This window comes from Rhizobium bangladeshense (assembly GCF_017357245.1).
In the GTDB taxonomy this organism is placed as follows: domain Bacteria; phylum Pseudomonadota; class Alphaproteobacteria; order Rhizobiales; family Rhizobiaceae; genus Rhizobium; species Rhizobium bangladeshense.
In genome coordinates, this window is the sequence record NZ_CP071613.1 from 438,712 (window position 1) to 461,976 (window position 23,265).

At 62.2% G+C, this 23,265-nt stretch carries 20 protein-coding genes and 2 pseudogenes; 13 read left to right on the forward strand and 9 right to left on the reverse strand.

Annotation, left to right across the window (positions count from 1 at the left end; all coding sequences use genetic code 11):
* Positions 1-10 precede the first annotated feature (10 nt).
* From J2J98_RS23000 to J2J98_RS23025, 6 genes and pseudogenes are all read left to right on the forward strand, one after another.
* Positions 11-703 carry a dimethylsulfonioproprionate lyase family protein gene (locus J2J98_RS23000; RefSeq protein ID WP_207603234.1) on the forward strand — a complete coding sequence of 231 codons (693 nt, stop codon included), beginning with the start codon at positions 11-13 and terminating at the stop codon, positions 701-703.
* Positions 704-795: 92 nt separating this feature from the next.
* Positions 796-1,923, forward strand: a complete 1,128-nt coding sequence (locus J2J98_RS23005) for an S-(hydroxymethyl)glutathione dehydrogenase/class III alcohol dehydrogenase (protein WP_207603235.1) — start codon at positions 796-798, stop codon at positions 1,921-1,923.
* Positions 1,924-1,925: 2 nt separating this feature from the next.
* Positions 1,926-2,762 carry an S-formylglutathione hydrolase gene (gene fghA, locus J2J98_RS23010; RefSeq protein WP_207603236.1) on the forward strand — a complete coding sequence of 279 codons (837 nt, stop codon included), beginning with the start codon at positions 1,926-1,928 and terminating at the stop codon, positions 2,760-2,762.
* A 55-nt stretch (positions 2,763-2,817) separates the two neighbouring features.
* Positions 2,818-3,390 (forward strand): S-(hydroxymethyl)glutathione synthase, encoded by a 573-nt coding sequence (gfa, locus tag J2J98_RS23015; protein ID WP_207603237.1) that lies wholly within the window; start codon positions 2,818-2,820, stop codon positions 3,388-3,390.
* A gap of 221 nt (positions 3,391-3,611) precedes the next feature.
* A pseudogene (locus J2J98_RS30455) lies at positions 3,612-3,886 on the forward strand (proline/glycine betaine ABC transporter permease); the annotation flags it as partial.
* Positions 3,887-4,039: 153 nt separating this feature from the next.
* Positions 4,040-5,053 (forward strand): GlxA family transcriptional regulator, encoded by a 1,014-nt coding sequence (locus J2J98_RS23025; protein WP_207603525.1) that lies wholly within the window; start codon positions 4,040-4,042, stop codon positions 5,051-5,053.
* A gap of 12 nt (positions 5,054-5,065) precedes the next feature.
* Here J2J98_RS23025 and J2J98_RS23030 read toward each other — a convergent pair whose 3' ends face one another.
* Together J2J98_RS23030 and J2J98_RS23035 are read right to left on the reverse strand one after the other, a co-directional pair.
* Positions 5,066-6,154: an FAD-binding oxidoreductase gene (locus tag J2J98_RS23030; RefSeq protein ID WP_207603239.1), complete on the reverse strand. Its 1,089-nt coding sequence runs from the start codon at positions 6,152-6,154 to the stop codon at positions 5,066-5,068.
* Positions 6,144-7,397 carry an aromatic ring-hydroxylating oxygenase subunit alpha gene (locus J2J98_RS23035; protein WP_207603240.1) on the reverse strand — a complete coding sequence of 418 codons (1,254 nt, stop codon included), beginning with the start codon at positions 7,395-7,397 and terminating at the stop codon, positions 6,144-6,146. Before J2J98_RS23035 ends, J2J98_RS23030 begins: the two co-directional genes overlap by 11 nt.
* Positions 7,398-7,504: 107 nt before the next feature.
* On the opposite strand from J2J98_RS23035, the gene J2J98_RS23040 reads away from it, so the two are divergent.
* A complete protein-coding gene (locus tag J2J98_RS23040; protein ID WP_207603241.1) occupies positions 7,505-8,392 on the forward strand; it encodes a LysR substrate-binding domain-containing protein in 888 nt (295 codons plus the stop codon).
* Here the strand turns inward: J2J98_RS23040 and J2J98_RS23045 are convergent.
* Positions 8,393-10,044 (reverse strand): annotated as a pseudogene (locus J2J98_RS23045) (acyltransferase).
* A gap of 68 nt (positions 10,045-10,112) precedes the next feature.
* Complete coding sequence (locus J2J98_RS23050; RefSeq protein ID WP_138396523.1) at positions 10,113-10,607, reverse strand: Lrp/AsnC family transcriptional regulator; 495 nt, start codon at positions 10,605-10,607, stop codon at positions 10,113-10,115.
* A gap of 168 nt (positions 10,608-10,775) precedes the next feature.
* Here J2J98_RS23050 and J2J98_RS23055 point away from each other — a divergent pair, with 168 nt between their 5' ends.
* Together J2J98_RS23055 and putA are read left to right on the forward strand one after the other, a co-directional pair.
* Entirely contained in the window at positions 10,776-10,982 is a 207-nt protein-coding gene (locus tag J2J98_RS23055; protein ID WP_138396524.1) for a hypothetical protein, read from the forward strand.
* 27 nt (positions 10,983-11,009) lie between these two features.
* Complete coding sequence (gene putA / locus J2J98_RS23060; RefSeq protein WP_138396525.1) at positions 11,010-14,708, forward strand: trifunctional transcriptional regulator/proline dehydrogenase/L-glutamate gamma-semialdehyde dehydrogenase; 3,699 nt, start codon at positions 11,010-11,012, stop codon at positions 14,706-14,708.
* 122 nt (positions 14,709-14,830) lie between these two features.
* Here putA and J2J98_RS23065 read toward each other — a convergent pair whose 3' ends face one another.
* Positions 14,831-15,697 carry a sugar phosphate isomerase/epimerase family protein gene (locus J2J98_RS23065; protein WP_064709708.1) on the reverse strand — a complete coding sequence of 289 codons (867 nt, stop codon included), beginning with the start codon at positions 15,695-15,697 and terminating at the stop codon, positions 14,831-14,833.
* Positions 15,698-16,040: 343 nt separating this feature from the next.
* On the opposite strand from J2J98_RS23065, the gene J2J98_RS23070 reads away from it, so the two are divergent.
* From J2J98_RS23070 to J2J98_RS23085, 4 genes are read left to right on the forward strand one after another with little or no spacing between them, the layout of a single operon-like run.
* Positions 16,041-16,931 carry a sugar phosphate isomerase/epimerase family protein gene (locus J2J98_RS23070; RefSeq protein WP_138396526.1) on the forward strand — a complete coding sequence of 297 codons (891 nt, stop codon included), beginning with the start codon at positions 16,041-16,043 and terminating at the stop codon, positions 16,929-16,931.
* Between the two features lie 58 nt (positions 16,932-16,989).
* On the forward strand, positions 16,990-18,159 hold the full coding sequence (locus J2J98_RS23075) for a mandelate racemase/muconate lactonizing enzyme family protein (RefSeq protein WP_064709706.1): 1,170 nt from the start codon (positions 16,990-16,992) through the stop codon (positions 18,157-18,159).
* A 2-nt stretch (positions 18,160-18,161) separates the two neighbouring features.
* Positions 18,162-18,854, forward strand: coding sequence for a FadR/GntR family transcriptional regulator (locus J2J98_RS23080; protein WP_138396527.1), 693 nt, complete (start codon positions 18,162-18,164; stop codon positions 18,852-18,854).
* Positions 18,855-18,875: 21 nt separating this feature from the next.
* The gene (locus J2J98_RS23085; RefSeq protein ID WP_207603242.1) at positions 18,876-19,901 is read left to right on the forward strand and encodes an NAD(P)-dependent oxidoreductase; all 1,026 of its coding nucleotides are present in this window, start codon (positions 18,876-18,878) and stop codon (positions 19,899-19,901) included.
* A gap of 21 nt (positions 19,902-19,922) precedes the next feature.
* Here the strand turns inward: J2J98_RS23085 and J2J98_RS23090 are convergent, their stop codons facing one another.
* Genes J2J98_RS23090 through J2J98_RS23105 form a run of 4 tightly spaced genes read right to left on the reverse strand, consistent with a single transcriptional unit; the run spans position 19,923 to position 23,264 of the window.
* Entirely contained in the window at positions 19,923-20,999 is a 1,077-nt protein-coding gene (locus J2J98_RS23090) for an ABC transporter ATP-binding protein (RefSeq protein WP_207603243.1), read from the reverse strand.
* Positions 20,999-22,108, reverse strand: coding sequence for an ABC transporter ATP-binding protein (locus J2J98_RS23095; protein WP_207603244.1), 1,110 nt, complete (start codon positions 22,106-22,108; stop codon positions 20,999-21,001). Before J2J98_RS23095 ends, J2J98_RS23090 begins: the two co-directional genes overlap by 1 nt.
* A complete protein-coding gene (locus J2J98_RS23100; RefSeq protein WP_183747519.1) occupies positions 22,105-22,308 on the reverse strand; it encodes a hypothetical protein in 204 nt (67 codons plus the stop codon). Before J2J98_RS23100 ends, J2J98_RS23095 begins: the two co-directional genes overlap by 4 nt.
* Positions 22,305-23,264, reverse strand: coding sequence for a carbohydrate ABC transporter permease (locus J2J98_RS23105; RefSeq protein WP_064709700.1), 960 nt, complete (start codon positions 23,262-23,264; stop codon positions 22,305-22,307). Before J2J98_RS23105 ends, J2J98_RS23100 begins: the two co-directional genes overlap by 4 nt.
* Position 23,265 lies beyond the last annotated feature (1 nt).

The following is a 23,265-nucleotide window of genomic DNA, read 5'->3' on the forward strand; positions in this document are numbered from 1 at the left end:
GAGACCAAACGTGGTGCGTGTGGTGGGACGTCCGATCAGACCTGGTGCCGACCTTCTCCTGAACGATGAGGAAAAGCCGGCCTATGTCAGGCTGCACGACATCGGACGGGAAAGGCGACCTCGGCCGCTGCAGGAATTCCTAAACGATATCGGCGGGCTGATGCTGTCGCCGGAGGCTCCCGCCGTTGCCAGTTTCGTTGCGGGCAAGGTGCTGCAGAGGCTGCTCAAGACAGGCAAGGTGCGGCCGGAGGGCGGCCCTCTTCCCGGTGTGCCCGAAGGGCTGGATGACGCCATCGGCCATCTGGCAAAATCCGGACTGAAATATGAGGCGATCGCCGGCCAGTTCGAGAGTCTCGCCGACAAGCTGCTCTGGAGACGCGGCCGGACCGGCCCCTTTGCAAGCCTGAATTTCGGCAACACGCACTCCCATGCGGTCCTGGTCGGGCCGGGCGGCCTGGAGGAGCGGGCCGATCTCCGGGTGGGCGTGATTTATATGGATCGCTACACCCGCTTTCCCGATCATGTTCAGACGCAGCCGCGCGCCTTCATCTTGCTTTCGCCGGCGGAAATCTGCCTTGGCGATTCCCAATGGTTTTCCGCCGCGACCGGAACAGTCTTCGCGAACGATGCGGGGCAATCCTTCGCGATAAGATGTACGGCCCAGCCGCTTCTTGCGGTCTGGTGTCAGGTCGAGCCGGGGTGATCGAGAGGGAGGCCGAATCAAATCGTTCCGATCTCTCGGCTGTATCTGCATATCTAACGCTAAAATTGAATTTAATAGGGAAGGATTATCAAATGGACGTTCGCGCCGCCGTAGCCGTTCAGGCCGGAAAACCGCTTGAAGTGATGACCGTGCAGCTCGATGGCCCGAAGGCCGGCGAAGTGCTGGTGGAGGTCAAGGCGACCGGCATCTGCCACACCGACGATTTCACCTTGTCGGGCGCCGATCCTGAGGGGCTGTTTCCGGCCATCCTCGGCCATGAGGGCGCCGGCATCGTCGTCGATGTCGGCCCGGGTGTGACCTCGGTCAAGAAGGGCGACCACGTCATTCCGCTCTATACGCCGGAATGCCGCGAATGTTATTCCTGCACGTCCCGCAAGACCAATCTGTGCACCGCGATCCGCGCCACTCAGGGTCAGGGCCTCATGCCGGACGGCACCTCGCGCTTCTCGATCGGCAAGGACAAGATCCATCACTATATGGGCTGCTCGACCTTTGCCAATTACACGGTGCTGCCGGAGATCGCGCTTGCCAAGATCAACCCGGACGCGCCCTTCGACAAGGTCTGCTACATCGGCTGCGGCGTCACCACCGGCATCGGCGCCGTCATCAATACGGCCAAGGTCGAGGTCGGATCGACGGCGATCGTCTTCGGGCTCGGCGGCATCGGTTTGAACGTCCTGCAGGGCCTGCGCCTTGCCGGCGCCGACATGATCGTCGGCGTCGATATCAACCCGGACCGCAAGGCCTGGGGCGAGAAGTTCGGCATGACGCATTTCGTCAATCCGAATGAGGTCGGCGACGACATCGTTCCCTATCTGGTCAACATGACCAAGCGCAATGGTGACCTGATCGGCGGCGCCGACTACACCTTCGACTGCACCGGCAACACCAAGGTCATGCGCCAGGCGCTGGAGGCCTGCCATCGCGGCTGGGGCAAGTCGGTCATCATCGGCGTTGCCGGCGCCGGCCAGGAAATCTCAACGCGGCCGTTCCAGCTGGTGACCGGCCGCAACTGGATGGGCACGGCCTTCGGCGGCGCCCGCGGCCGCACCGACGTGCCGAAGATCGTCGACTGGTACATGCAGGGTAAGATCCAGATCAATCCTATGATCACCCACACCATGCCGCTCGAAGACATCAACAAGGGCTTCGAGCTGATGCACAAGGGTGAAAGCATCCGCGGCGTGGTGGTGTACTGAGAATGAAGACGATCGCGACCGACAAGTCTCACGGCGGCACGCAGGGCGTCTATCTCGAACGCTCCGAGGCCTGCGATTGCGACATGACATTCGCGGTGTTCGTGCCGCCACAGGCCGCCGCGGGCAATCTGCCGGTTCTATGGTATCTGTCCGGCCTGACATGCACGCATGCCAATGTCATGGACAAGGGCGAGTATCGGCGGCTTGCCGCCGAACTCGGTCTCATCATCGTCTGCCCGGATACCAGCCCGCGCGGTGACCACGTTCCCGACGAGGCCGACAACTGGCAGTTCGGCAAGGGCGCTGGATTTTACGTCGACGCTACCCAGCCGCCCTATTCGGCCAATTATCGCATGTACAGCTATATCGTCGACGAGCTGCCGCAGCTTCTTGCTGCGGAATTTCCGGCCGACATGGACCGCCAGGGAATTTTCGGTCACTCGATGGGCGGACATGGCGCAATCACGATCGCGCTCAAGAACCCGGACCGCTTCGGCAGCTGCTCGGCCTTCGCACCGATCAGCCATCCCTCGGTTTCCGGCTGGTCGAAGCCGGCCTTCCGGAAATATCTCGGCGCCGATGAAAAGACCTGGCGGGCCTATGACGCCTGCTCGCTGATCGAGGACGGACATCGTTTCCCGGAACTGCTCGTCGACCAGGGAACGGCTGACAGCTTCCTCGAGGATGGATTGCGCCCCGACGAGCTGAGACAAGCCTGCGAGGCGGCTGATATCAACCTCAGGCTTCGCATGCAGGAAGGCTACGGCCATTCCTACTTGTTCATTTCCACATTCATGGAGGACCATCTGCGCTGGCACGCGCAGAGGCTGGAAAGGTAATTGCAGAGCTCGGCCGGGCATAACGCAAACGGCCAGGGAGGGAAGGAGAGAAGCAATGACCAGCATAGCCATACATCCGGCAGTGGATTCAGGCTTTGGAGCGACTGACGCTGCTTTCGCAGGCGGAACGCTTGTGTGCAACTGCGCGAGCAATCCAGTTAAGGTAAGGATCAAGGGTGACATCGCCCACAACCACGTCTGCGGCTGCACCAAGTGCTGGAAGCCGAAAGGTGCCGTCTTCTCGGTCGTGGCTGTGGCGCCGACCGAAAGCATCGAGGTGCTGGAAAACGGCGATAAGCTTGCGGTCGTCGATTCCGCCGCCTTGATCCAGCGGCACGCCTGCAGGGAATGCGGGGTGCATATATACGGCCCCGTCGAGCGCGAGCATCCCTTCCAGGGATTGTCCTTCGTCCATCCGGAGCGCTTCGAGGAAGGCGGTTGGGCAAAGCCGACCTTTGCGGCCTTCGTGTCGTCGATCATCGAAAGCGGCTTCGATCCTTCAAAGATGGACGCCGTCAGGGCGCAGCTGAAGGCGTCAGGCCTGGAGCCCTATGATTGCCTTTCGCCCGCCCTGATGGACTACATCGCAACCTGGACCGCCAAGAAGAGCGGCGCTCTCGCCGCCTGAACTTTCCGGGGAGCGGCGGTGTGCCGGCGCTCCCCGACCGGGCATTGGACGATAGATCGTCCACGACGGCTCCGCTCCGCCACATGGATCTGCGGCTTCCGGCGCCCGACAGTTCGCCTCGCCGGCCTCCGCACCATGCTACCGATCATTAGCCTAGAAAGGCCCCGCGCTGGCGTCAAGCGCGGCGATCGGGATCAATCATGTCCGCCTACGACCAGGCAGAGGCTCTCGGGACGACGCCGGCAAAATGTTCTCTATCCGCTTTCCCGTTGTGCTGCCCAGCGTCATTGCGAGTATCAACCAGAACGCGATGATGGCTTTCGAAATGGCAATTATCGCTGGCATTGTGGCTTCGGGCGAGTTCCGAGAAGCGATCTACGACGCGATCAGGACGCTCGATATCGCGCTTTCTATCAATGCCTCGGTCGCTATCGTGGTATTGACCATGGTGATGGACCGAATAGCGGAGAGCGCCTCTTGCTTGGGAACGGGAAGAGTCATGAATTCTTGGCACCTTTTGCCGCCATGCTTCCGAGCATCGAGACTTGGCGCGGGTGATCTGGCACAACACTATCTTCGTCGACGATCATGGCTCGCTGGCGTACGGTATCGCATTCGATGAGCGCGTTTTGAGGGGCAGGAAATGAATATGCGACCTGAGCAGCATCGGTTGGTAGACAATAGCGCAAAGCCGGCGGCCAGGCTCAAGGTGGGGTTCGTTCTGTCGCGGTGCTTCACGCTGTCGGCTTTCGCGCTCTTCGTGGACACGCTCAGGCTGGCCAGCGACCAGCAGGATCGTTCCGGCAGGGTGCTGGCCGACTGGCAGGTGATCGGCAGCACGCGGCATCTGATCACCTCGAGTTGCGGCGTCCAGGTCGCACCGACCTCCGATTTCGTCGATCCTTCACGATTCGACTACATCGTGGTCGTCGGCGGACTCCTGACTGTGGAAAATCCGGTCGACCAGCAGACAATTGCCTTCCTGCGGCAGGCAGATGCGAAGAAAGTGCCGCTGATCGGCGTGTGCACCGGCTCGTTCATCCTTGCTGCGGCGGGCCTGATGAAGCGGCACGAATCCTGTGTCAGCTGGTTGCATTACAAGGAGTTTCGGGAGCGCTTTCCCGAGCTTGCCGTCCGCTCCGACCGGCTCTTCAATCTCGACCGGCAGCGTGGATCCTGCGCCGGGGGCAGCAGCGCTGCCGACATGGCAGCATTGCTGGTGAGGAAATACATCAGCCGAGATGCGGAACGAAACGCGCTGGAGGTCCTTCAGATCGAGAAGGCCAGAACGCCAGCGGATGTTCAGCCCCGGCGTCCGCTTTATGACGATTATGACGACGCCCGCGTGAAGGCGGCGATGATTACCATGGAGCAGTTCGTCGACGGCAGCATGCCGATCGAGAAGCTTGCCGCCATGGTCGGGCTCTCAAGGCGGCAGCTGGAGAGGATCTTCATCGAGAAGACCGGAATGTCGCCCGCCAAGGCCTATAATCGCGTCCGCATGGAGCGGGCAAAATCGATCCTGGCCCAGTCGAAGGCGCCGCTGATCGAGATCGCGCTCGATGTCGGCTTCGAAAATGCCTCGCAATTCACGAGGACATTCAAGCGCACATTCGGGCAGACGCCCTCGCAGCATCGCGCCGCCGCTTTGAGAGCGCACTGAACTGGCCGACGCTCAGCGCTCGATGACGAGATCGCTGAGCGGCTTGGAGCAGCACGGCAGGAAGAAACCGGCGTCGATTTCCCTCTGGCGGATCCCGCCATTGTGGTTCATGTTGACGCTGCCCGAAGTCAGCTTCGACTTGCAGGTCCCGCAGACGCCGTTCGCGCAGGAGGATGGAATTCTGACGCCCGCCTTCTTGGCGCGCGAAAGCACGCTCTGATCGCCCGAGACGTCGATGCTGCGGGCCTGCCTCGAAAAGGTGACCTGAAAGACTTTGACGGCCGCCTCCTGCACCGCGGGAATCTCCGGCTCGTTGATGACGGCGGCATCGAAGCTTTCTTCCACATAGTGCGAAGCAGGCACGCCGAGTTCCCCGGCAATGCGGCGCGCCGCCGCCATGAACGGGGCGGGGCCGCAGCACATCACGGTGCGCTCGGCGATATCGGGAACCGCCAGCCGCATATACTCCGCCGAAATACGGCCGGTGAGGCCTGGCCACGATGCTTCGCCCACGACGGTCTCGGGAAGAAAGTGCAGCCGAAGCCCCTTAAGTCTTCGGGCGATGCAGGCGAGTTCATCGCGGAAGATCAGGTCCTGCGGCGTGCGGGCGGCATGCATGAAGACGACATCGGCGGGTTCGCAGCTGTCGGCGATCTCTCTGAGAATGGACATCACCGGCGTGATGCCGGAGCCGCCCGAGAGCAGCAGGAGCTTTTGGCCCGTATCGGACCGCACGAAATGGCCGAGCGGGCCGTTCGCCTTGACCGATGCCCCGGCAACCAGCGTGTCGTGCAGCCAGTTCGAGATCTTGCCTCCGGGAATGCGTTTCACCGTGACGGAGAAAGCGTTCGTCCGATGCGGCGAAGAGGAGATGCTGTAGCAGCGGCTCTCGGCCTCGCCATTGTGTTCGAGGTCGAACAGGAAATACTGCCCGGCCTTGAACGCGAACCGTTTGCCCTCGCGCGAGGCGAATGTGAAGGTCCTGACGTCATGGGTTTCCTGCTGGACGTCGAGGCAGACGAGCGCGTCGTCTTCCTCGGGATTCCAGAGGTCGGCGACCGTGGCTTTCCCTGTCAAGGCCTGCGGGCTCCTAGTATCCATGGGCGCGCATCCGATCGATGTACCAGGTGGCGAACTTGTTGAGGTTCGTCTCGGAGAAGCGGGAATAGGGGCCTGGCTGATAGGCGGGATCGAGCGTGCCGGCATGCGAGCGGGCGACGAGATCGGCATCCTGGTCGGTCGTTGCAATCCAGACATCCGTCAGCTTGTCGAGATCGTAATCGACCCCTTCGACGGCATCCTTGTGGACGAGCCATTTGGTGCGGACCAGCGTCTTGCCCGCCGAAAGCGGGATGACGGTTGCCACCACCGCATGGTCTCCCATGAAATGGTTCCAGCTGTTATGGCCCCACAGATGCGTGTCGCCGAGATCCTTGCGAGTCATGTGACCGAGCAGCTTGGAGGATGCGGCGGTGGCGTCACGGGTCTGGGATTCGCCGGCGCCTGATATGATCAGCCGCTGCGTACGGAAGTTTGTGGCGCAGTCGGTGAGCTGCTCGATGGCAGCCGAGGGGAAACCGTCTGCCTCCCATGCCTGCGTGCGCTCCTCGTAAAGCCGAAAATGCTCTTCCGCCTGTTCTCGGTCTTCCGGGCTCAGCGTTTCGGGATCGAAGCCGAAGTCGAGATCGACGAAGGAGACGCAGAGTTCCGGATGGTTCGCTGAGCAATGATAGCACTCGCGGTTATTCTCCATCGTCAGTTTCCAATTGCCGTCCTCGATGACGTCGGTCTGGTGGGCGATCTTGGCATTGCGGATGTCGTAGGGGGCGAGCCGCTCGGTCATCGTCTGCTCGAGGAGAGCGATGTCTTCGGGCGGATTGTCGGAGAGACACACATAGATCAGCCCGCCGATCGACTTGAAGGTGACGGGTTTCAGGCCGCGACAGTCCTTGTCGAAATCCTTGCCCATATGGGGAGCGTAGCTGAGCTCTCCCGTAAGCTCATAGGTCCAGGTGTGATAGGGACAGACGAGCTTCGACACGATCGTCTTGCCCGGATCGAGAAGGCGGGCACCGCGATGGCGGCAGACATTGTGCAGGACGCGAAGTTCGCCGTCGTCGTCGCGCAGGAGGATCAGGCTCGTCTTGCCGATATCGATCACCGTGGCGTCGCCGGGCTCTGGAACGTCACAGTCGAGGCCGACGCAGATCCAGTGCTTGTGGAAGAAGACGTCGATGTCCGCCTCGAACACATCTTCTCTGGTGTAAAGGCCGGCCGGCAGGGAGTGGCCATCGGCGCGCGCATCGAGAAGAGCTGAAAGGGAAGATGGAAGCTTGTTTAGCATGAGAACCTCTTATGTAAGAGTTCCCCAGATTGCGCTTGCAGTTGCGGGGTTTCAACGGCATAAAAAATCACGTTCGCATAATGTTTGTTCATGCGAAGAGGGGCAAGATGCAGTTTCGAAGACGGCTTCCCTCGCTGACTGCGCTGGTAACGCTGGAAGCGGTGCTCAGGCGCAAAAGCTTCACGCTTGCGGCAGGCGAACTCGGCGTCACCCAGGCGGCGGTCAGCCGGCAGATTGCCGTTCTCGAGGAGGAGTTCGGTCAGCCGCTTTTCCTGCGCAAGCACCGGGCGATCGAGCCGACGGCCGCCTGCGTCAACCTGGGCGTGACGCTCGCCAAGAGTTTCGCCGATATCGCCGCGAGCGTGGAGGCGATCCAGTCGCGCGGCCAGGATGTCGTGACGATCGGGGCGACAATCGCATTCTCGTCGTTCTGGCTGCTGCCGCGGCTGGCGGAGTTCCGCAAGGCGAATCCCGGAATTCTGGTGCGGGTGATCTCCCAGGACAGTCCGATCGCTCTTGATGACGGCGAGATCGACGTCGCCATCCGCTACGGCATGCCTCCCTTCAGAGATGGAACCGTCATTGCCTCGCGCGGCGACGTCATTACTCCCGTCTGCTCACCCGATTATCTCAGGCGTCGAGGGAGTGGCCCGTTGGGCGCGGCCGACGAATTCATCGAGACTGATGTTCTCGACCGTTCCTGGTACAGCTGGTCGCAATGGGTTTCGCTCAGCGGCGCCGGTATCGAGATAAAACCGTCGCTCCGCTTCAACCACTATACCGAGACCATCGCCGCCGCGCGCGCGGGGCAGGGAATTGCCCTGGGATGGCGCATGCTGATCGGCACTTTTCTGGAGGACGGAACCCTGGTGCGCGCCGAGGCAAGCGAGCTTGCCGCCGAAGACCGCTACAACGTGATCGTGCCCGTCAAAGCCAAGCGAAACAATGCGTGCAATCTCGCCGCTGCCTGGCTGACGGCCGCGCTGCACGATTGATCACAGGCCGAGCCCGGGAGTTGCCGTCCGGTGCACGCCCTTGGGAATGAAGGCGAACTGGTCCGCAAGGCCGAGGAATTCAGCCGCCAGGTGAATGACCGAGAGCCACATCTCCGTCCCCTGCAGGCTCGGCTCGCCACCATCGGCGAACGCGAATCCTTCGCCATCCCGCCATCTGTCCAGGGCTCTTGCTATGAGGGTACGGGCGATCGTCTCGCCGTCGGCCCGCCGGTAATCGGTCTGCCGGGCAATCAGCAGGAGAGGATGGATCGTATCGAGAAGATTGCATGCATTATATTTTGCACCGGCGAAGCCGTTGTGGTTGCGATAATTGAGGTGAACGGTTTCGAGCGAAGCGTGCGGGTGCGGAAGCGCAATGCCGAACTGGGCGTAGGTGCCACGCGTCAGGCGGTAGAAGCCGTTCACCGGCTGGAGCCATCCCTCCAGCGCCGTCGGCTCGCCCCATAGTCCGGAGACGCTATTGGCATTCCTCTTCAGCCATTCGAAGAGTGCCTGGCGTGATTGCCTGATGCCAAAATACCGGGCGTTGAAATAGATCGCGGTTCCGACCGCATCGACCACGCTGCCGGCGTGCCACGCCCTGTTTTGCCAAGGCAGCGCGCTCAGCCATTTGTCGAGCTCGCCGGCGTCGAGATCAGCTGCCTGGACCGGGTCGCGCGGGCTGGAGCCGAGCAGTTCAAGCGCATAGCCGACCGAAAGGACGTTGTAGAGCGCCTTCGGGTCATCCCGCAAAACGCGGCCGCCTACAAGCGCATGTTCTTCCGGGAAAAGGCCGGTCTCCCGGTCCTGCAGTCCTTGCAGGCGCTCGACGGTTTCCGCCGGATCGAGGCCCGGCGGCAGGTCGCCGAAGCCGGCGGCGATTTCGATCGCGTCGCAGAGATGCCGGATCGCCGGTCGCCTGATACCGTCCGCCTCCAGCGATTCATAGAATCCTTGCGTTTGCCAGCGCGCAAGAATGTCCGGCCATTGCTCCTTCGCCTTCTGCCCAAGCCTGACGAGTCGTTCTTCAATATCTCCCGCGCCGGATTTCCTGGGCACCGAGCCTCGGTTGCGTAGCACTCGGGCAGGCACGCCGCCGGCAATCGCCATCGCGGGAATGTCCCCGGTGACGACCGCCCCGGCGGCAATAACGGCGCCGTTTCCAATCGTGACGCCGTCGAGGATCACGCAATTGGCGCCGACCCACACATCGTCGCCGATCACGATGCCCAGGCTGACGACCCCCTGGCTGTGTATGGGCAGAGCGGGGTCGTCGAAGCCATGATTGAAGCCTACGATCGACGCATGCGAAGCAATCCGGACCCCATTGCCGCATGTACCTTGCCGGAAACGCAGGCATAGGGATTAACGGAGCAATCGTCGCCGAGGATAATTTCGCCGCGCACGAGGGCTTGCCCCGCAATCCACGACCGTTCGCCCATTGTGAGGCTTTCGGCGAAGATCGCGGCGTTCTCGGCGATATAGGAAGTCTCGGCCAGCTCTGCGCCGCAGGATTGCCTGAGCGCGGCTTTGCGGGCGAGGTGAGCGGGGTGATCAAGGTCCGACGCGACGCGTTCCCACGGAAGATATTGGAGCCGGCGGGCTTCCTTCTCTTCGTTCGCCGATGCCTGCGGGCTGTTGGCGTGATCCATCCTGCTCCTCGTTCGCGGCTTCAAATGCCGATTGTTGATTTAGCAAGATTGTCGGCCATCGCCACCCTTCACGAAAGACTCGAACCGAACTTGTCCCAGCCTTCCTTGATCGTCTCCATCGCGACGTTGGTCGAGGTGTTGGCAACGTGCGGCAGCGTCGAGATGCGCTCGCCGAGAACGCGGCGGTAGCGGCCGATGTCGCGGGTGCGGATCTTCAGGAGATAATCGAACCTGCCGGCGATCATGTGGCACTCCTCGACTTCCCTGATCTTCTTGATGGCGTCGTTGAAGCTTTTCAGCGCATCCTCACGGGTATCCGAGAGCTTCACCTCGACGAACGCGATGTGGTCGAGCCGCATTTTCGCGGGATTGAGAACGGCCTTGAACCCTTCGATATATCCGTCGTTGATCAGTCGCTTGAAGCGAAGCTGGCACGGCGTCTTCGAAAGCCCCACGCGCGCCGCCAGATCGGTGATCGACAGTCTCCCGTCCTCGACCAGGGCCGCGAGGATCTTTCTGTCGAACTGGTCCAATTCACTAAAGATGTCGGTTTCTGTGGCCATTTTAACTCCCGGTGATCACTTCTTAAGTTCATACAGCTTGAAAATCGCTGAAATCAAGGAAGATCGTGATTTGTGATTGTGGTAGATTATATCCCGACGATGGGACGGCGTGAGCGCTTGGCGCATTGCCGTAATCACTATCCGGCATCGCACTAATGGGGATCATGAATGCGCGGGAAAAAAGCGGATGACGATCAGAAACCCGACTTGCTCGTTCACTACAGGCCGGTGGCGATAAGAGCGGTTGCAGCGGCATTCACCCTCAAGCGCGACAAATCGGATGCGCGTCCACTTAGCGAGACGGAATATTCCGGCCCCGTTTTTATGGATGATGCGCTCTGGGACGACGAGCCCGGTGTTCCATTTATCCGCTAAACAGCCATTGATTACTCAGGGACTCCCATGTTGAACGCAGCGACCGACCCCGTATCCTCCAATGATCCCGCGCCATTCGCCGCCTTCGCGCCGCCGATCCGGCCGCAATCCGAGCTTCGCCAGGCAATCACGGCCGCCTATCGCCGCCCGGAAACCGAATGCCTGCCGCCGCTCGTTGCCGCCGCCCGCGTTTCCGAGGCGAAGCGTTATGATATCCGCAACACGGCCCGCACTCTGATCGAGGCGCTGCGGGCCAAGCACAAGGGCACCGGCGTCGAAGGGCTGGTGCAGGAATATTCGCTTTCCAGCCAGGAAGGCGTGGCGCTCATGTGCCTTGCCGAGGCACTGCTGCGCATTCCCGATACGGACACCCGCGACGCGCTGATCCGCGACAAGATCGCCGAGGGCAACTGGACCTCGCATATCGGCGGTGGCAAATCCATGTTCGTCAACGCCGCCACCTGGGGGCTGGTCGTCACCGGCAAGCTCACCTCGACGGTCAACGACCGCAGCCTGTCGGCGGCGCTGACGCGGCTGATCGCGCGCGCCGGCGAGCCGGTCATCCGCCGCGGCGTCGATATGGCGATGCGCATGATGGGCGAGCAGTTCGTCACCGGCGAAACCATCGAGGAGGCGCTAAAGCGCGCCCGGCCGCTGGAAGCCCGCGGCTTCCGCTATTCTTACGACATGCTGGGCGAGGCGGCGACGACCGCCGCCGACGCCGAGCGTTATTTCAAGGATTACGAAAAGGCGATCCACGCGATCGGCAAGGCGGCGGATGGCCGCGGCATCTATGACGGCCCTGGCATTTCGATCAAGCTTTCGGCCCTGCATCCTCGCTATAGCAGAGCTCAGGCCGGCCGAGTGATGGGCGAGCTGCTGCCGAAGGTTAAGGCGCTCGCCGCTCTCGCTAAGTCCTATGATATCGGCCTTAATATCGACGCCGAGGAGGCCGACCGGCTGGAGCTGTCGCTCGATCTCCTCGAAGAACTCTGCTTTGCTCCCGAGCTTGCCGGTTGGAACGGGCTCGGCTTCGTCGTGCAGGCCTATGGCAAGCGCTGCCCCTTCGTGCTCGACTACATCATCGATCTCGCGCGCCGCTCCGGGCGCCGGATCATGGTGCGTCTGGTCAAGGGCGCCTATTGGGATGCGGAGATCAAGCGCGCCCAGTTGGATGGTCTCGACGATTATCCGGTCTATACCCGCAAGATCTACACCGACGTCGCCTACATCGCCTGCGCGCGCAAGCTGCTGGCCGCCGCCGATGCCGTCTTCCCGCAATTCGCGACCCACAATGCGCAGACGCTCGCCACGATCTATCATTTGGCAGGGCCCGACTTCGCGGTCGGCAAATACGAGTTCCAGTGCCTGCACGGCATGGGCGAACCGCTCTATGACGAAGTCGTCGGGAAAGAGAAGCTCGACCGGCCCTGCCGCATCTATGCGCCAGTCGGAACACATGAGACGCTGCTTGCCTATCTGGTACGGCGCCTGCTCGAAAACGGCGCCAATTCCTCCTTCGTGCACCGCATCTCCGATCCGAACGTTTCGGTCGAAGCACTGATCGCCGATCCGGCCGAGACTGTCGCGGCCATGCCCGTCGTCGGCGCCCCGCATGTGCAGATCGCAGCACCCAAGGCCCTTTACGGCAACGCCCGTCCCAATTCGAGCGGCCTGGATCTGTCGAGCGAAGCCACCCTTTCGGACCTGGCGCAGACGCTCGCCTCCACGGCTGCGACGCCATGGCATGCGCTTCCGATCCTCGCCGACGGCTCCACGGACGGCGTGACCCGCGATGTCCTCAATCCTGCCGATCACCGCGACGTGGTCGGCACGGTGACCGAAGTGAAGGTCGAGGACGCAGCCCGCGTCGTTGCGATGGCCGCGGACTATGCGCCGCAATGGGCGGCCGTCCCGCCGGTCGAGCGCGCCGCCTGCCTCGAACGGGCGGCCGACATCATGCAGGCCCGCATCAAGGTGCTGATGGGCATCATCATGCGCGAGGCCGGCAAATCCGCCGCCAATGCAATTGGCGAAGTGCGCGAGGCTGTCGACTTCCTGCGCTACTACGCCGATCAGGCCCGCAAGACCCTTGGGCCGTCGCATCTGCCGCTCGGACCGATCGTTTGCATCAGTCCGTGGAACTTCCCGCTGGCGATCTTCACCGGCCAGGTTGCGGCAGCCCTGGTCGCCGGCAATCCTGTGCTGGCCAAACCCGCCGGCGTGACACCCATCATCGCCTCGGAGAGCGTGAAGATCCTCCACGAAGCCGGTGTGCCGGTCGGCGCGCTGCAGTTCGTGCCCGGCAGCGGCCGCCTTGGCGCCGGCATGGTCGGTGCTCAGGAGACCGCCGGCGTCATGTTCACGGGCTCGACCGAGGTCGCGCGCATGATCCAGGCGCAGCTCGCCGAGCGCCTGTCGGCAACCGGCAAGCCGATCCCGCTGATTGCCGAAACCGGGGGTCAGAACGGCATGATCGTCGATTCCTCGGCGCTCGCCGAACAGGTGGTGGCCGACGTTGTGACATCGGCTTTCGACAGCGCCGGCCAGCGCTGCTCGGCGCTCCGCGTTCTCTGCCTGCAGGATGACGTGGCCGACAGGACGCTCGCCATGCTGAAGGGCGCCTTCCGTGAATTGACGATCGGCCGCACGGATCGGCTGAGTGTCGATGTCGGACCTGTCATCAACGATGGCGCAAAGGCGGAGATCGACCAGCATATCGAAGCGATGCGCGGTGCCGGCCGCAAGGTGGAGCAGCTGCCGTTGCCGCAAAGCGCGGCAGCAGGCACCTTCGTTCCTCCGACGATCATCGAGATCAAGTCGCTCTCGGACCTGACGAAGGAGGTCTTCGGGCCGGTCCTGCATGTAGTCCGCTTCAAGAGAAACGGCCTCGATCGCCTGATCGACGACATCAATGCGTCCGGCTACGGCCTCACATTCGGGCTTCACACCCGGCTTGACGAAACGATCGCCCATGTGACGAGCCGCATCAAGGCCGGCAACCTCTACGTCAACCGTAACATCATCGGCGCTGTCGTCGGCGTGCAGCCTTTCGGCGGCCGCGGCCTGTCGGGAACCGGGCCGAAGGCCGGCGGTCCGCTCTATATCGGTCGCCTGGTGCAGCGCCCCCCCGTGCCGCCGCAGCAGGACTCCGTTCATACCGACCTTGCCCTTCGCCAATACATCGTCTGGCTCGACAAGAAGGGACTGTCGAGCGAGGGCGAAGCGGCGAGAGGATATGCGAGCCGCTCAGCGCTCGGCCTCGAACGCGAGCTCACCGGCCCGGTCGGCGAGCGCAATCTCTATGCACTCCACCCGCGCGGACGTATTCTTGTCGTGCCGCAGACGGAAAGCGGCCTTCATCGCCAGATCGCCGCTGCCCTTTCGACCGGCAACCACATCGTCGTGGATGCTGGCTCGATATCGAAATCGGTGCTGGCGGATCTTCCCGCGACCGTTGCGAGCCGCGTCTCCTGGACCTCGGATTGGGAAAAAGACGGACCCTTCTCGGGTGCGCTCATCGAAGGAGACCGCGACAGGGTTCTTTCGGTCAACCGTAAGATCGCCGCGTTGCCTGGTCCGCTTCTGCTGGTCCAGGCTGCGACCAGCGAGGAACTGGTGAGCGATCCCGAGGCCTATTGTCTGAACTGGCTGCTGGAAGAGGTCTCGACCTCGATCAACACCGCCGCTGCCGGCGGCAATGCGAGCCTTATGGCGATTGGCTGAGCAACAAGTTTGCACACCCGAGAAATGGCGGTCTTGCATCGGCAGCACGACCGTCGATATTCCTCGGGCAGCTCGGCCGCGTTTGCGGCATCCCGTGCGGTGCAGCGCGGTCTGGATCGAAACTAGGCAGGTTGCTTGGTGGCCGCGGCTTGCCATCCGTCGCGGATATGGCGGTAGCCTTCGCGATAGACTGATTCCGGTGTCTCGAAAAAGTCGCGCCAGACCTTTGTCGCGGCGGCGAGCTCCTTGAGCGCCCGACCAAACGCTTCGATTGTCAGCCACCCGTCGTAGCCACTCGCGCGCAGTGCCCTGAACGTCTCCGCCCAGGGAATGTTGCCGCGCCCCGGTACGCCGCGATCGTTCTCCGAAATGTGGACATGCACGATGCGGTCACGATTGCGCGTGAAAGCGCCGATAGGATCGGTTTCTTCGATATTGCTGTGGAAGGTGTCGTACATGGCGCGGATATTCGGATGTCCGACCGCGTCGATATGGGCAGCAAGGTCGTCCATCGTGTTGAACAGGTAACATTCGAAACGGTTGAGCGCCTCAAGTCCGATCGTGACGCCGTGCTTTGCTGCATGATCGCCGATCGCCAACTGCGAGGAAATCGAGCGCTTGAGTTCCGCCGCGCTCGGCCCGCTTCCAGAAAATTTGCCGAGCGTCGAATGCAGCGGCCCGCTCAGCATTGTCGCGCCGAGCGCATCGCTGCAGTCGATTGCCCATTTCATGAAGTCAATGCCGCGTCTGCGGGTCGCCGCGTCGGAAGCGATCAGGTTCATCTGGGGGTCGCCCATGGCGGAAACGGCGGTCCGTTCCAGGCCGATCCGGTCAAGCAAGGCCCCCAGCCGCCGGTAGTCGTCGGGTGTGCCCGAAAAGATCGGGATCTCGACGCCGTCAAAACCTGTGTCCTTGATATCGCGTAACAATCCCTCGTGTTTCCGGCCGACAGCTGTCGTCCAGAGGAACATGCACATGCCGATCTTCATCTCTCCCCCCTTGATACTTCGCCACAGCGCTGCGGCTCCAGGGTCCATGATTTCCCAAATCTGGTCATACCAAAATGCCGGCTGTGGTCAAGCTGCTTCGCTTGCGATTGGGAGCGGACATTCCCCACATGAGCGATGGAAAACGGCGACAAACAGCCGATTACAGCGGCTGTGAGGACCTTTCGAAGTCGTCTTGCAGAGGCTCTGGATTTGGGTTAGACCTTTTCGATAATAAGAATTGGCCAAACCAGATTGCCGCAAAAGCGAAATTGGCCAGCGACAAGGTGACGTTTCGATGCCAAGCGGCTGTCGAGCGTGGCCGCAACAATCTAGGAGGAACCTCATGCATCTTTCGACACACAACTGGATGCGGGCCGAACCGCTCGCCGTCACGCTGAAACGCATCAAGAAATATGGCTACGAGAGCATCGAGATATCCGGCGAGCCGGCACAGTACGACGTGAAGGAGACGCGTGCGCTGCTGAGGGAGCATGGCATCCGCTGCTGGGGCGCTGTTACGCTGACGCTCGGGGAGCGAAATCTCGCCGCCAGGGATGAAGGCCAGCGGGCCAGGTCGGTGGATTATGTCAAGAGCGTCATCACCATGGTCAGCGAACTTGAGGGCGAGATCCTCACGCTCGTACCGGCGACGGTCGGCAAGGTGGTGCCGGATGGGACTGAGGAGGAAGAGTGGACATGGGTGGTGGACGCCACCAGGGAGTGTTTTGCCTACGCTCAGAAGAGGGGCGTACGCATTGCCGTCGAGCCGCTCAACCGTTTCGAGACCTATTTCTTCAACCGTGCCGCCCAGGCATTGGCGCTCGCCGATGCTGTCAGCCCCGAGTGCGGGGTCTGCCTCGATGCCTTCCACCTGAACATTGAGGAGGAAGACATATATGAGGCGATCCGGCTCGCTGGAAAGCGCCTGTTCGATTTCCACATCGCCGATAACAATCGTTTTGCCGCCGGTCTCGGCCACCTCGACTGGCCGAAGATCATCGGTACGCTGAAGGAGATCGGTTACGACGGGGCCGTCACCAACGAATTCGTCGCTCCGGTCGACCGGACGCCCGCCACCAAATATCCGGACATGGTCGAGCGCAATCCTGTCGACATTCCCCCGGAGCAGCTGAAATTTATCCAGGACCACGGCTCGAGCCTTCTCACCGAGAAATTCTACGACGATCAGATGCGGATCACCGCCGAGACAATCCTGCCGCTGATCAAGCAATGAACGGAAAGACATATGCCGCGCGGCCCGCGGGCGGCCGGGAGGAGCGGGGATCCGAGACATGCGTATCAAGACCGTAGAAGCCTGGTGGGTTAAGATTCCCATCGAGGCGAGCCGTCAGCACCGCAGCGACTTCGGCCGGCTGACGACCTTCGATGCTGCGATCCTGCGCATCGAAACCAACGATGGCATCGTGGGCTGGGGAGAGGGCAAGAATGCCGCAGGCAGTGCCGGCACCTATGGTACGCTGGTACACATGATCAATCACGAATTGGGGCCGAAACTCATCGGCCGCGATCCTGCCGACATCTCCACCATATGGGAAATGCTCTACAACGGCGTACGCCACCAGACGGCGGCGAGTTCCGGTCACGCGATGCCCGAGATCGCGCGGCGCGGCCTTTCCGTCGCGGCGATCAGCGCAGTCGATATCGCACTCTGGGACATTCTCGGCAAATCGCTCGGCGTCCCGGTCTGGAAGCTGCTGGGTGGCCGCAAGGCGGACCGGTTGCCCGCCTATGCCTCGGGCGGCTGGGAGAGCACGGAGCGGATCGGCGATCAGCTCCGGTCCTATATCGCGGCCGGCGGTTTCAAGTCAGTCAAGATGCGCGTCGGCGCGATGGATGGTGCGCCGCATGTCTCCGCATCGCGGGTGCGGGCGGCTCGCAAAGCGGTCGGCCCCAACGTCGACTTGATGGTCGATGCGCACGGCACCTATACTGTTGCCGACGCGAAGCGCTTCATCCAGATGGTTGCCGATTGCGACCTCGCCTGGTTCGAGGAGCCGGTGATAGCCGATGACAAGCCTGGCATGGCGGAGGTGCGTGCGGCTGGGAACGTGCCGATCGCTGCCGGCGAGAGCGAGGCGACGCGTTTTGCCTTCCGAGATCTTGCGATGCTTCGGGCCGCCGACATATTCCAGCCGGATCCGGCCTTCTGCGGCGGCATTACCGAGGCGATGCGCATCAGTTCACTCGCCAGCGCCTTCAACCTGCGTTTCGCACCGCATCTTTGGGCCGGTGCGCCCTGCTTCTTCTCCGGCCTGCACTTGTGCGCGGCTTCCCCGGCGAGCTTCGTCATCGAATATTCCCTCGGCGCAAATCCGATGATTCATGATCTTGTCGAGGACACTGTGTCGGTGAAGGACGGTATGATAGAGATCCCGGACAGGCCTGGCCTGGGCTTCACGATCAATCAGCGGGTCCTGGAGACTCATGCGCAAAGACAGTGACGATGAAAGAAAATTCCCTCCTCTCGGATCTCGCCGCACACCTTTTTTCGAACTCGAGCGGCAATGGCCGTACGCCATCGGAGCGCGAACTTGCGGAACATTTCACCGTCAGCAGGGGCCAGATCCGCGAGGCACTGGCGATCCTGGAGGCAATGCGCATCGTCGAGCGTCGAGCCAAGTCGGGCATCTACCTGACGACGACGGAGGCGAGCGTGGAGGCAATGGCGCTTTTTGCCCGCGCCGGCGTTCCGCTTGATCCCATCCTGATCTACGAGACGGTGGAGCTTCGCAAGATCCACGAGATCAAGGCCGCCGAACTCGCCTGCGACCGGGCGACGGAGGAGAATTACCAGCGCCTGCGCGATATCCTTGCCGCGTCCGAGGGGAAGCTAGCCGCGGGCGAGGGGCTGGCGCGCGAGGATCGGGATTTCCATCTGGAGATCGTGCGAGCCACCAAGAATAGCGTCTTCTATCGGGTTTGCAGCGTCTATTACGTCATGGGCGAGCACCGCCTGCCGATCTATTTTGCCGATGCCGCCCGCAGCCGGCGCTCGCATGAGGAGCATATCCGCATCTACGAGGCGCTGCTTGCCCGGGACGGTAATCTCGCCCAGGCGCTGATGAGCGCGCATCTTCAGGGTGCAGAAAGCTATTGGAAGGGTCTCATCGGCGGTCCAGCGACGGCGGCCGGATAGGCGTAACCAGCGGGAGGGCCGATGAGCTTCATCTTTTCGACACATCCATTGCACCCCGCGGCCACGGCCATGCTTGAGGCTGCAGGTGATCTGCGCGTGGCTTCCGCACCCGATCCCGAAACGCTGCTGCGAGAAGGCCGCGGCGCGGGCATTATTGTCGTGCGCGCGCCGATCCCCCCGGCCTTCTTCGAGGATGCGCCGGCGCTTCGCGCGGCGATCCGCCATGGTGCCGGCCTCGACATGGTGCCGATGGAGGCGGCGACCCGAGCCGGCGTGCTGGTCGCCAACGTGCCGGCTGTCAATGCGTCGACCGTCGCCGAGCACGTCTTGCTGGTGACATTGGCTCTGCTGAGGCGTTTCCGCCAAATGGACCGGGACCTGCGTCAGAACGGCTGGGCAGCAGGCCGCGCCCAGTCGGATGCGGCCGTCGACCTCGGCGGCCGCACTATGGGCATCGTCGGTATGGGCAATGTCGGCAAGGCGATCTTCAAGATCGCGAAGTTCGGTTTCGGCCTGGAGGTGGTCGCCACGAGCCGGTCGCCGGAAAACATGCCGGAGGGCGCGCGTTTCCTGGCAATCGATGAGCTTGTCGCGAGTGCCGACGTCCTCGTGCTCTGCTGCCCACTGACGCCGGAGACGACTGGCTTGCTCAATGCCAGGCGCATCGGCCGCATGAAGCCCGGTGCCATTCTGGTCAACGTCTCGCGCGGACCGGTGGTCGATGACGCCGCGCTGATCGAGGCGCTGCGGGACGGCCGCATCGGCGGGGCGGCGCTCGATGTCTTTGCAACGCAACCGTTGCCGCTCGATCATCCCTATTTCGGCTTTGCCAACGTCATCGTCACCCCGCATCTGGCTGGTCTGACGGAAGAGAGCATGATGCGTATGGGAACAGGCGCGGCCGCCGAAGCGCTGCGGGTCATCAAGGGCGACTTGCCGGTGAATTTACGCAATCCCGAAGTGACAGACCACTACCGTCGGCGCTTTCCGGCACAACGCGGCATCCGAGTGGGAAGGCCGGCTGTCCTGCCGCGGCCAGAGCCGTAGGCATCTTTTGCACCGATCAGGTCAGCCCGCATGCCGCAGGCTTACGCCGCTTCCCGCATCAAACAGCACGACCTTTTCCGGATTCCACGAAAAACGAACCGTATCCTCGATGCGAAGCGCCGTCTGCGTCGGCACGGTCGCGTGGATGAACCTCTCTCCGGTGCGTAGCGTCACGATCTTTTCGACACCATGGTTTTCCACGTCGTGCACCCGTGCTTCCCCCGGCGCACCGCTGTCGAGGAAGATGTCCTCTGGGCGGATGCCGAAGGTGAGCGGGCGACCGTCTGTCGCGAACCCGTGGCCGTTGCCAAGCGGCAGCCGGTACCCCTCGTTGGCTACTGCCTCGCCGCCGGCAAGCGTGCCGGCGATCAGGTTCATGGGCGGTGAACCGACGGCGCGCGCTACGAACGTGTTGACCGGGTTCCGGTAGATCTCCTGCGGTGTCCCTGTCTGCACCAACTGGCCGTTGTTCAGAACGCCGATCTTGTCGCCCATCGACATGGCTTCTATCTGGTCGTGGGTGACGAAGAGAAAGGTCGCGCCGAGGTTCATCTGCAGGTTCTTCAACTCCGTGCGGAGTGCTTCGCGAAGTTTTGCGTCGAGAGCCGAAAGCGGTTCGTCCATCAGGAAGACCCGGGGCTTGCGCACGATGGCACGGCCGATCGATACGCGCTGCATCTCGCCTCCCGACAGCCGGTCAGTCTTGCGGTCGAGGAGATGCTCGATGCGCAGGGTCTTCGCAACCCGAGCGACGCGCTCCTTGATTTCCTGGGGCTCAATGCGGCGGATACGGGATTTTAATGGAAACTCCAGGTTCTCCCGCACCGTATAGCGCGGGTAGAGCGAGTACTGCTGGAGCACCAGGGCTACGTCTCGCTCGGCGGCGCCCCAGTCGGCGACGTCGTGCCCGTCGATATAGATCTGGCCTGCCGTCGGCTTTTCGAGGCCGGCGATCAGGCGAAGCGTCGTTGTCTTGCCGGCCCCGGTCTGCCCGAGCAACACGAAAAACTCGCCGTCAGCGATATCGATGTTCAGGTTTTTCAGTGCCGTGTGGTTGCCGAAAGTCTTGGTAATGCCCTTGAGTTCGATATGCGCCATCAGAGTCTGATCCCAAGCGATGAACCGGTTGCCGTGTTGAAGAAATGCGCCTGGGCGGGGTCAATGCGTGCCCAGACGGCTTGGCCCGGTCCGGGCACGAAACCGCTTTTGGTTCGTGCCCTGATCATCTGCTGGCCGACCTTCAGGTCTACGATGTCGTGCGAGCCGAGCGGCTCGATAATATGCGCCTCGACCGGCACGAAGCCCTCACGTGCCTCTCGTGAAACGATCACCCCCTCCGGCCGAACTCCGAGTGTCAGCTGGCCGTTCTCGGCCCTCGCGTCAGAGAGGCGATTGGTCAGTACGGCGGGGAACTCGAAGCCCGTTGTCCCGGCGCTGACCTGCACGCTCGTGCGGTCGCCCGTTTGGCTGACGGTCGCCGGCGCCATGTTCATGACCGGGCTTCCGACAAACTGTGCGACGAACATGTTGGCGGGTTGCCCGTAAACCTCTTCCGGCGTGCCGACCTGCTGGAGGATGCCCTCGTGCATGATGACGATGCGGTCTGCCAGCGACATGGCCTCCACCTGGTCATGCGTCACGTAGATGGTGGTTGAACCCTGCTTGATATGCAGACGCTTGATTTCTGCCCGCATCTCCTCTCGCAGCTTCGCGTCCAGCGCACCAATCGGCTCGTCCATCAGCATGGCCTTTGGGCGTCGCACCAGCGCGCGGCCGATTGCCACGCGCTGCATGTCGCCCCCTGACAGCGCTGAAGGCTTGCGGGCCAGCAGACCGGTGATGCGCAGCACCGCGGCGATCTCGCGGACCGCCTTATCAACATCCGCGCGGCTCATCCGGGTGGCGCGGAGCGGGAAGGCGATGTTTTCGTAGACCGTCATGTGCGGGTAGAGCGAGAAGGATTGGAACACCATGGCGATGTCCCGGCCGGATGCCTTGATATGCTGCACCGGCTGCCCGTCGATCAGGATGTCGCCTTCGTCGATCGTCTCCAGGCCCGCGACGGCGCGCAGCGTCGTCGTCTTGCCGCAGCCCGATTGTCCGAGCAGCACGATGAATTCGTTGTCGGCGATGGCGAGATTAAGGTCTTTGATGACCTGGACGGCACCGAAATATTTCTGGATGGCGCGTAATTCAATCTGAGTCATGATTGGCCCCCTTCGTCTGGTTGCGCGTCCCGGGGGATTTTGGTCGTCACCATGAAGGCGATCAGTCCTACGAGCGTCATCGTCATGCCGTAGCGGTGCAGGAACAGGTTCCAGGGCTGGCAGAGCGCGATAATGCCCAGGATCATCAGATACTGCGAACCGGGTTCGAGGTATTTCTGGTTGAAGGCGCGCAAGGTCATTTGCGGATCGCTCCGAAGCTCATACCGCGCAGGAGATGGTTCCTGAGCAGGAAGGTGAATATGGCAACCGGCAGCAGGAACAGGAACGTACCGGCCGCAATGACCGTCCAATCCGGCAGGCCGGAGCCGACCTGGCTCGGAATGAAGGGTGGGGCGGTTTGCGCGCGCCGGTTCGTCATGATCAACGCAAACGCATATTCGTTCCAGGCCGTGATGAAGCAGAAGACCGCGGTCGCGGCGATGCCGGTCGCCGCTTCCGGGATGACGATCTTGAAAAAGGCCTCCATCCGCGTGTAGCCGTCGACGAGCGCGGCCTCCTCATATTCCTTCGGAATTTCGTCGATGAAACCCTTCATCAGCCAAACTGAGAAGGAAAGGTTGAAGGCGGTGTAGAGGATGATGAGTCCCCAATGCGTGTCGTTGAGGCCGACGGCGCGGTACATGAGGAACATCGGGATCGCCACGACGACGGGCGGCAGCATGCGCGTCGACAGGATGAAGAAGAGCAGGTCCGCCTCCCCCTTCACTCTGAAGCGAGAGAAACCGTAGGCTGTGAAAGTTCCCATGCCGACCGCCAGCACCGTGGACGTGATGGCAACGAACAGCGAGTTCATGAAGCGGTTCGGATAGCCGGATGGCTGGACCTCGCCGCGGCCGGAGCGGACGATCTTCTCGCCGCCATCAAACACCATCCGCTCCCACCAGGGGGCGGCGGCATATTCTTCGGGCGTCGGGACCCCGCGCAACTGCGAACGCTTGGTGAAAAGCTTCACGAAGGGCGAGAGTTCCGGCTCGAAGAGCACCGTCGGCGGGATCGTGGTAGCGAGGTTGCGAGGCTTGAAGGCCGTCGAGGTGATCCAGTAGATCGGCGCCAGGAAGATCAGCGTAATGATCAGCACTGCGGCGATCGCGACCCGGTTCAGCGCGCGTTCGGAGCGGGTTTGAACGGCCGCCATC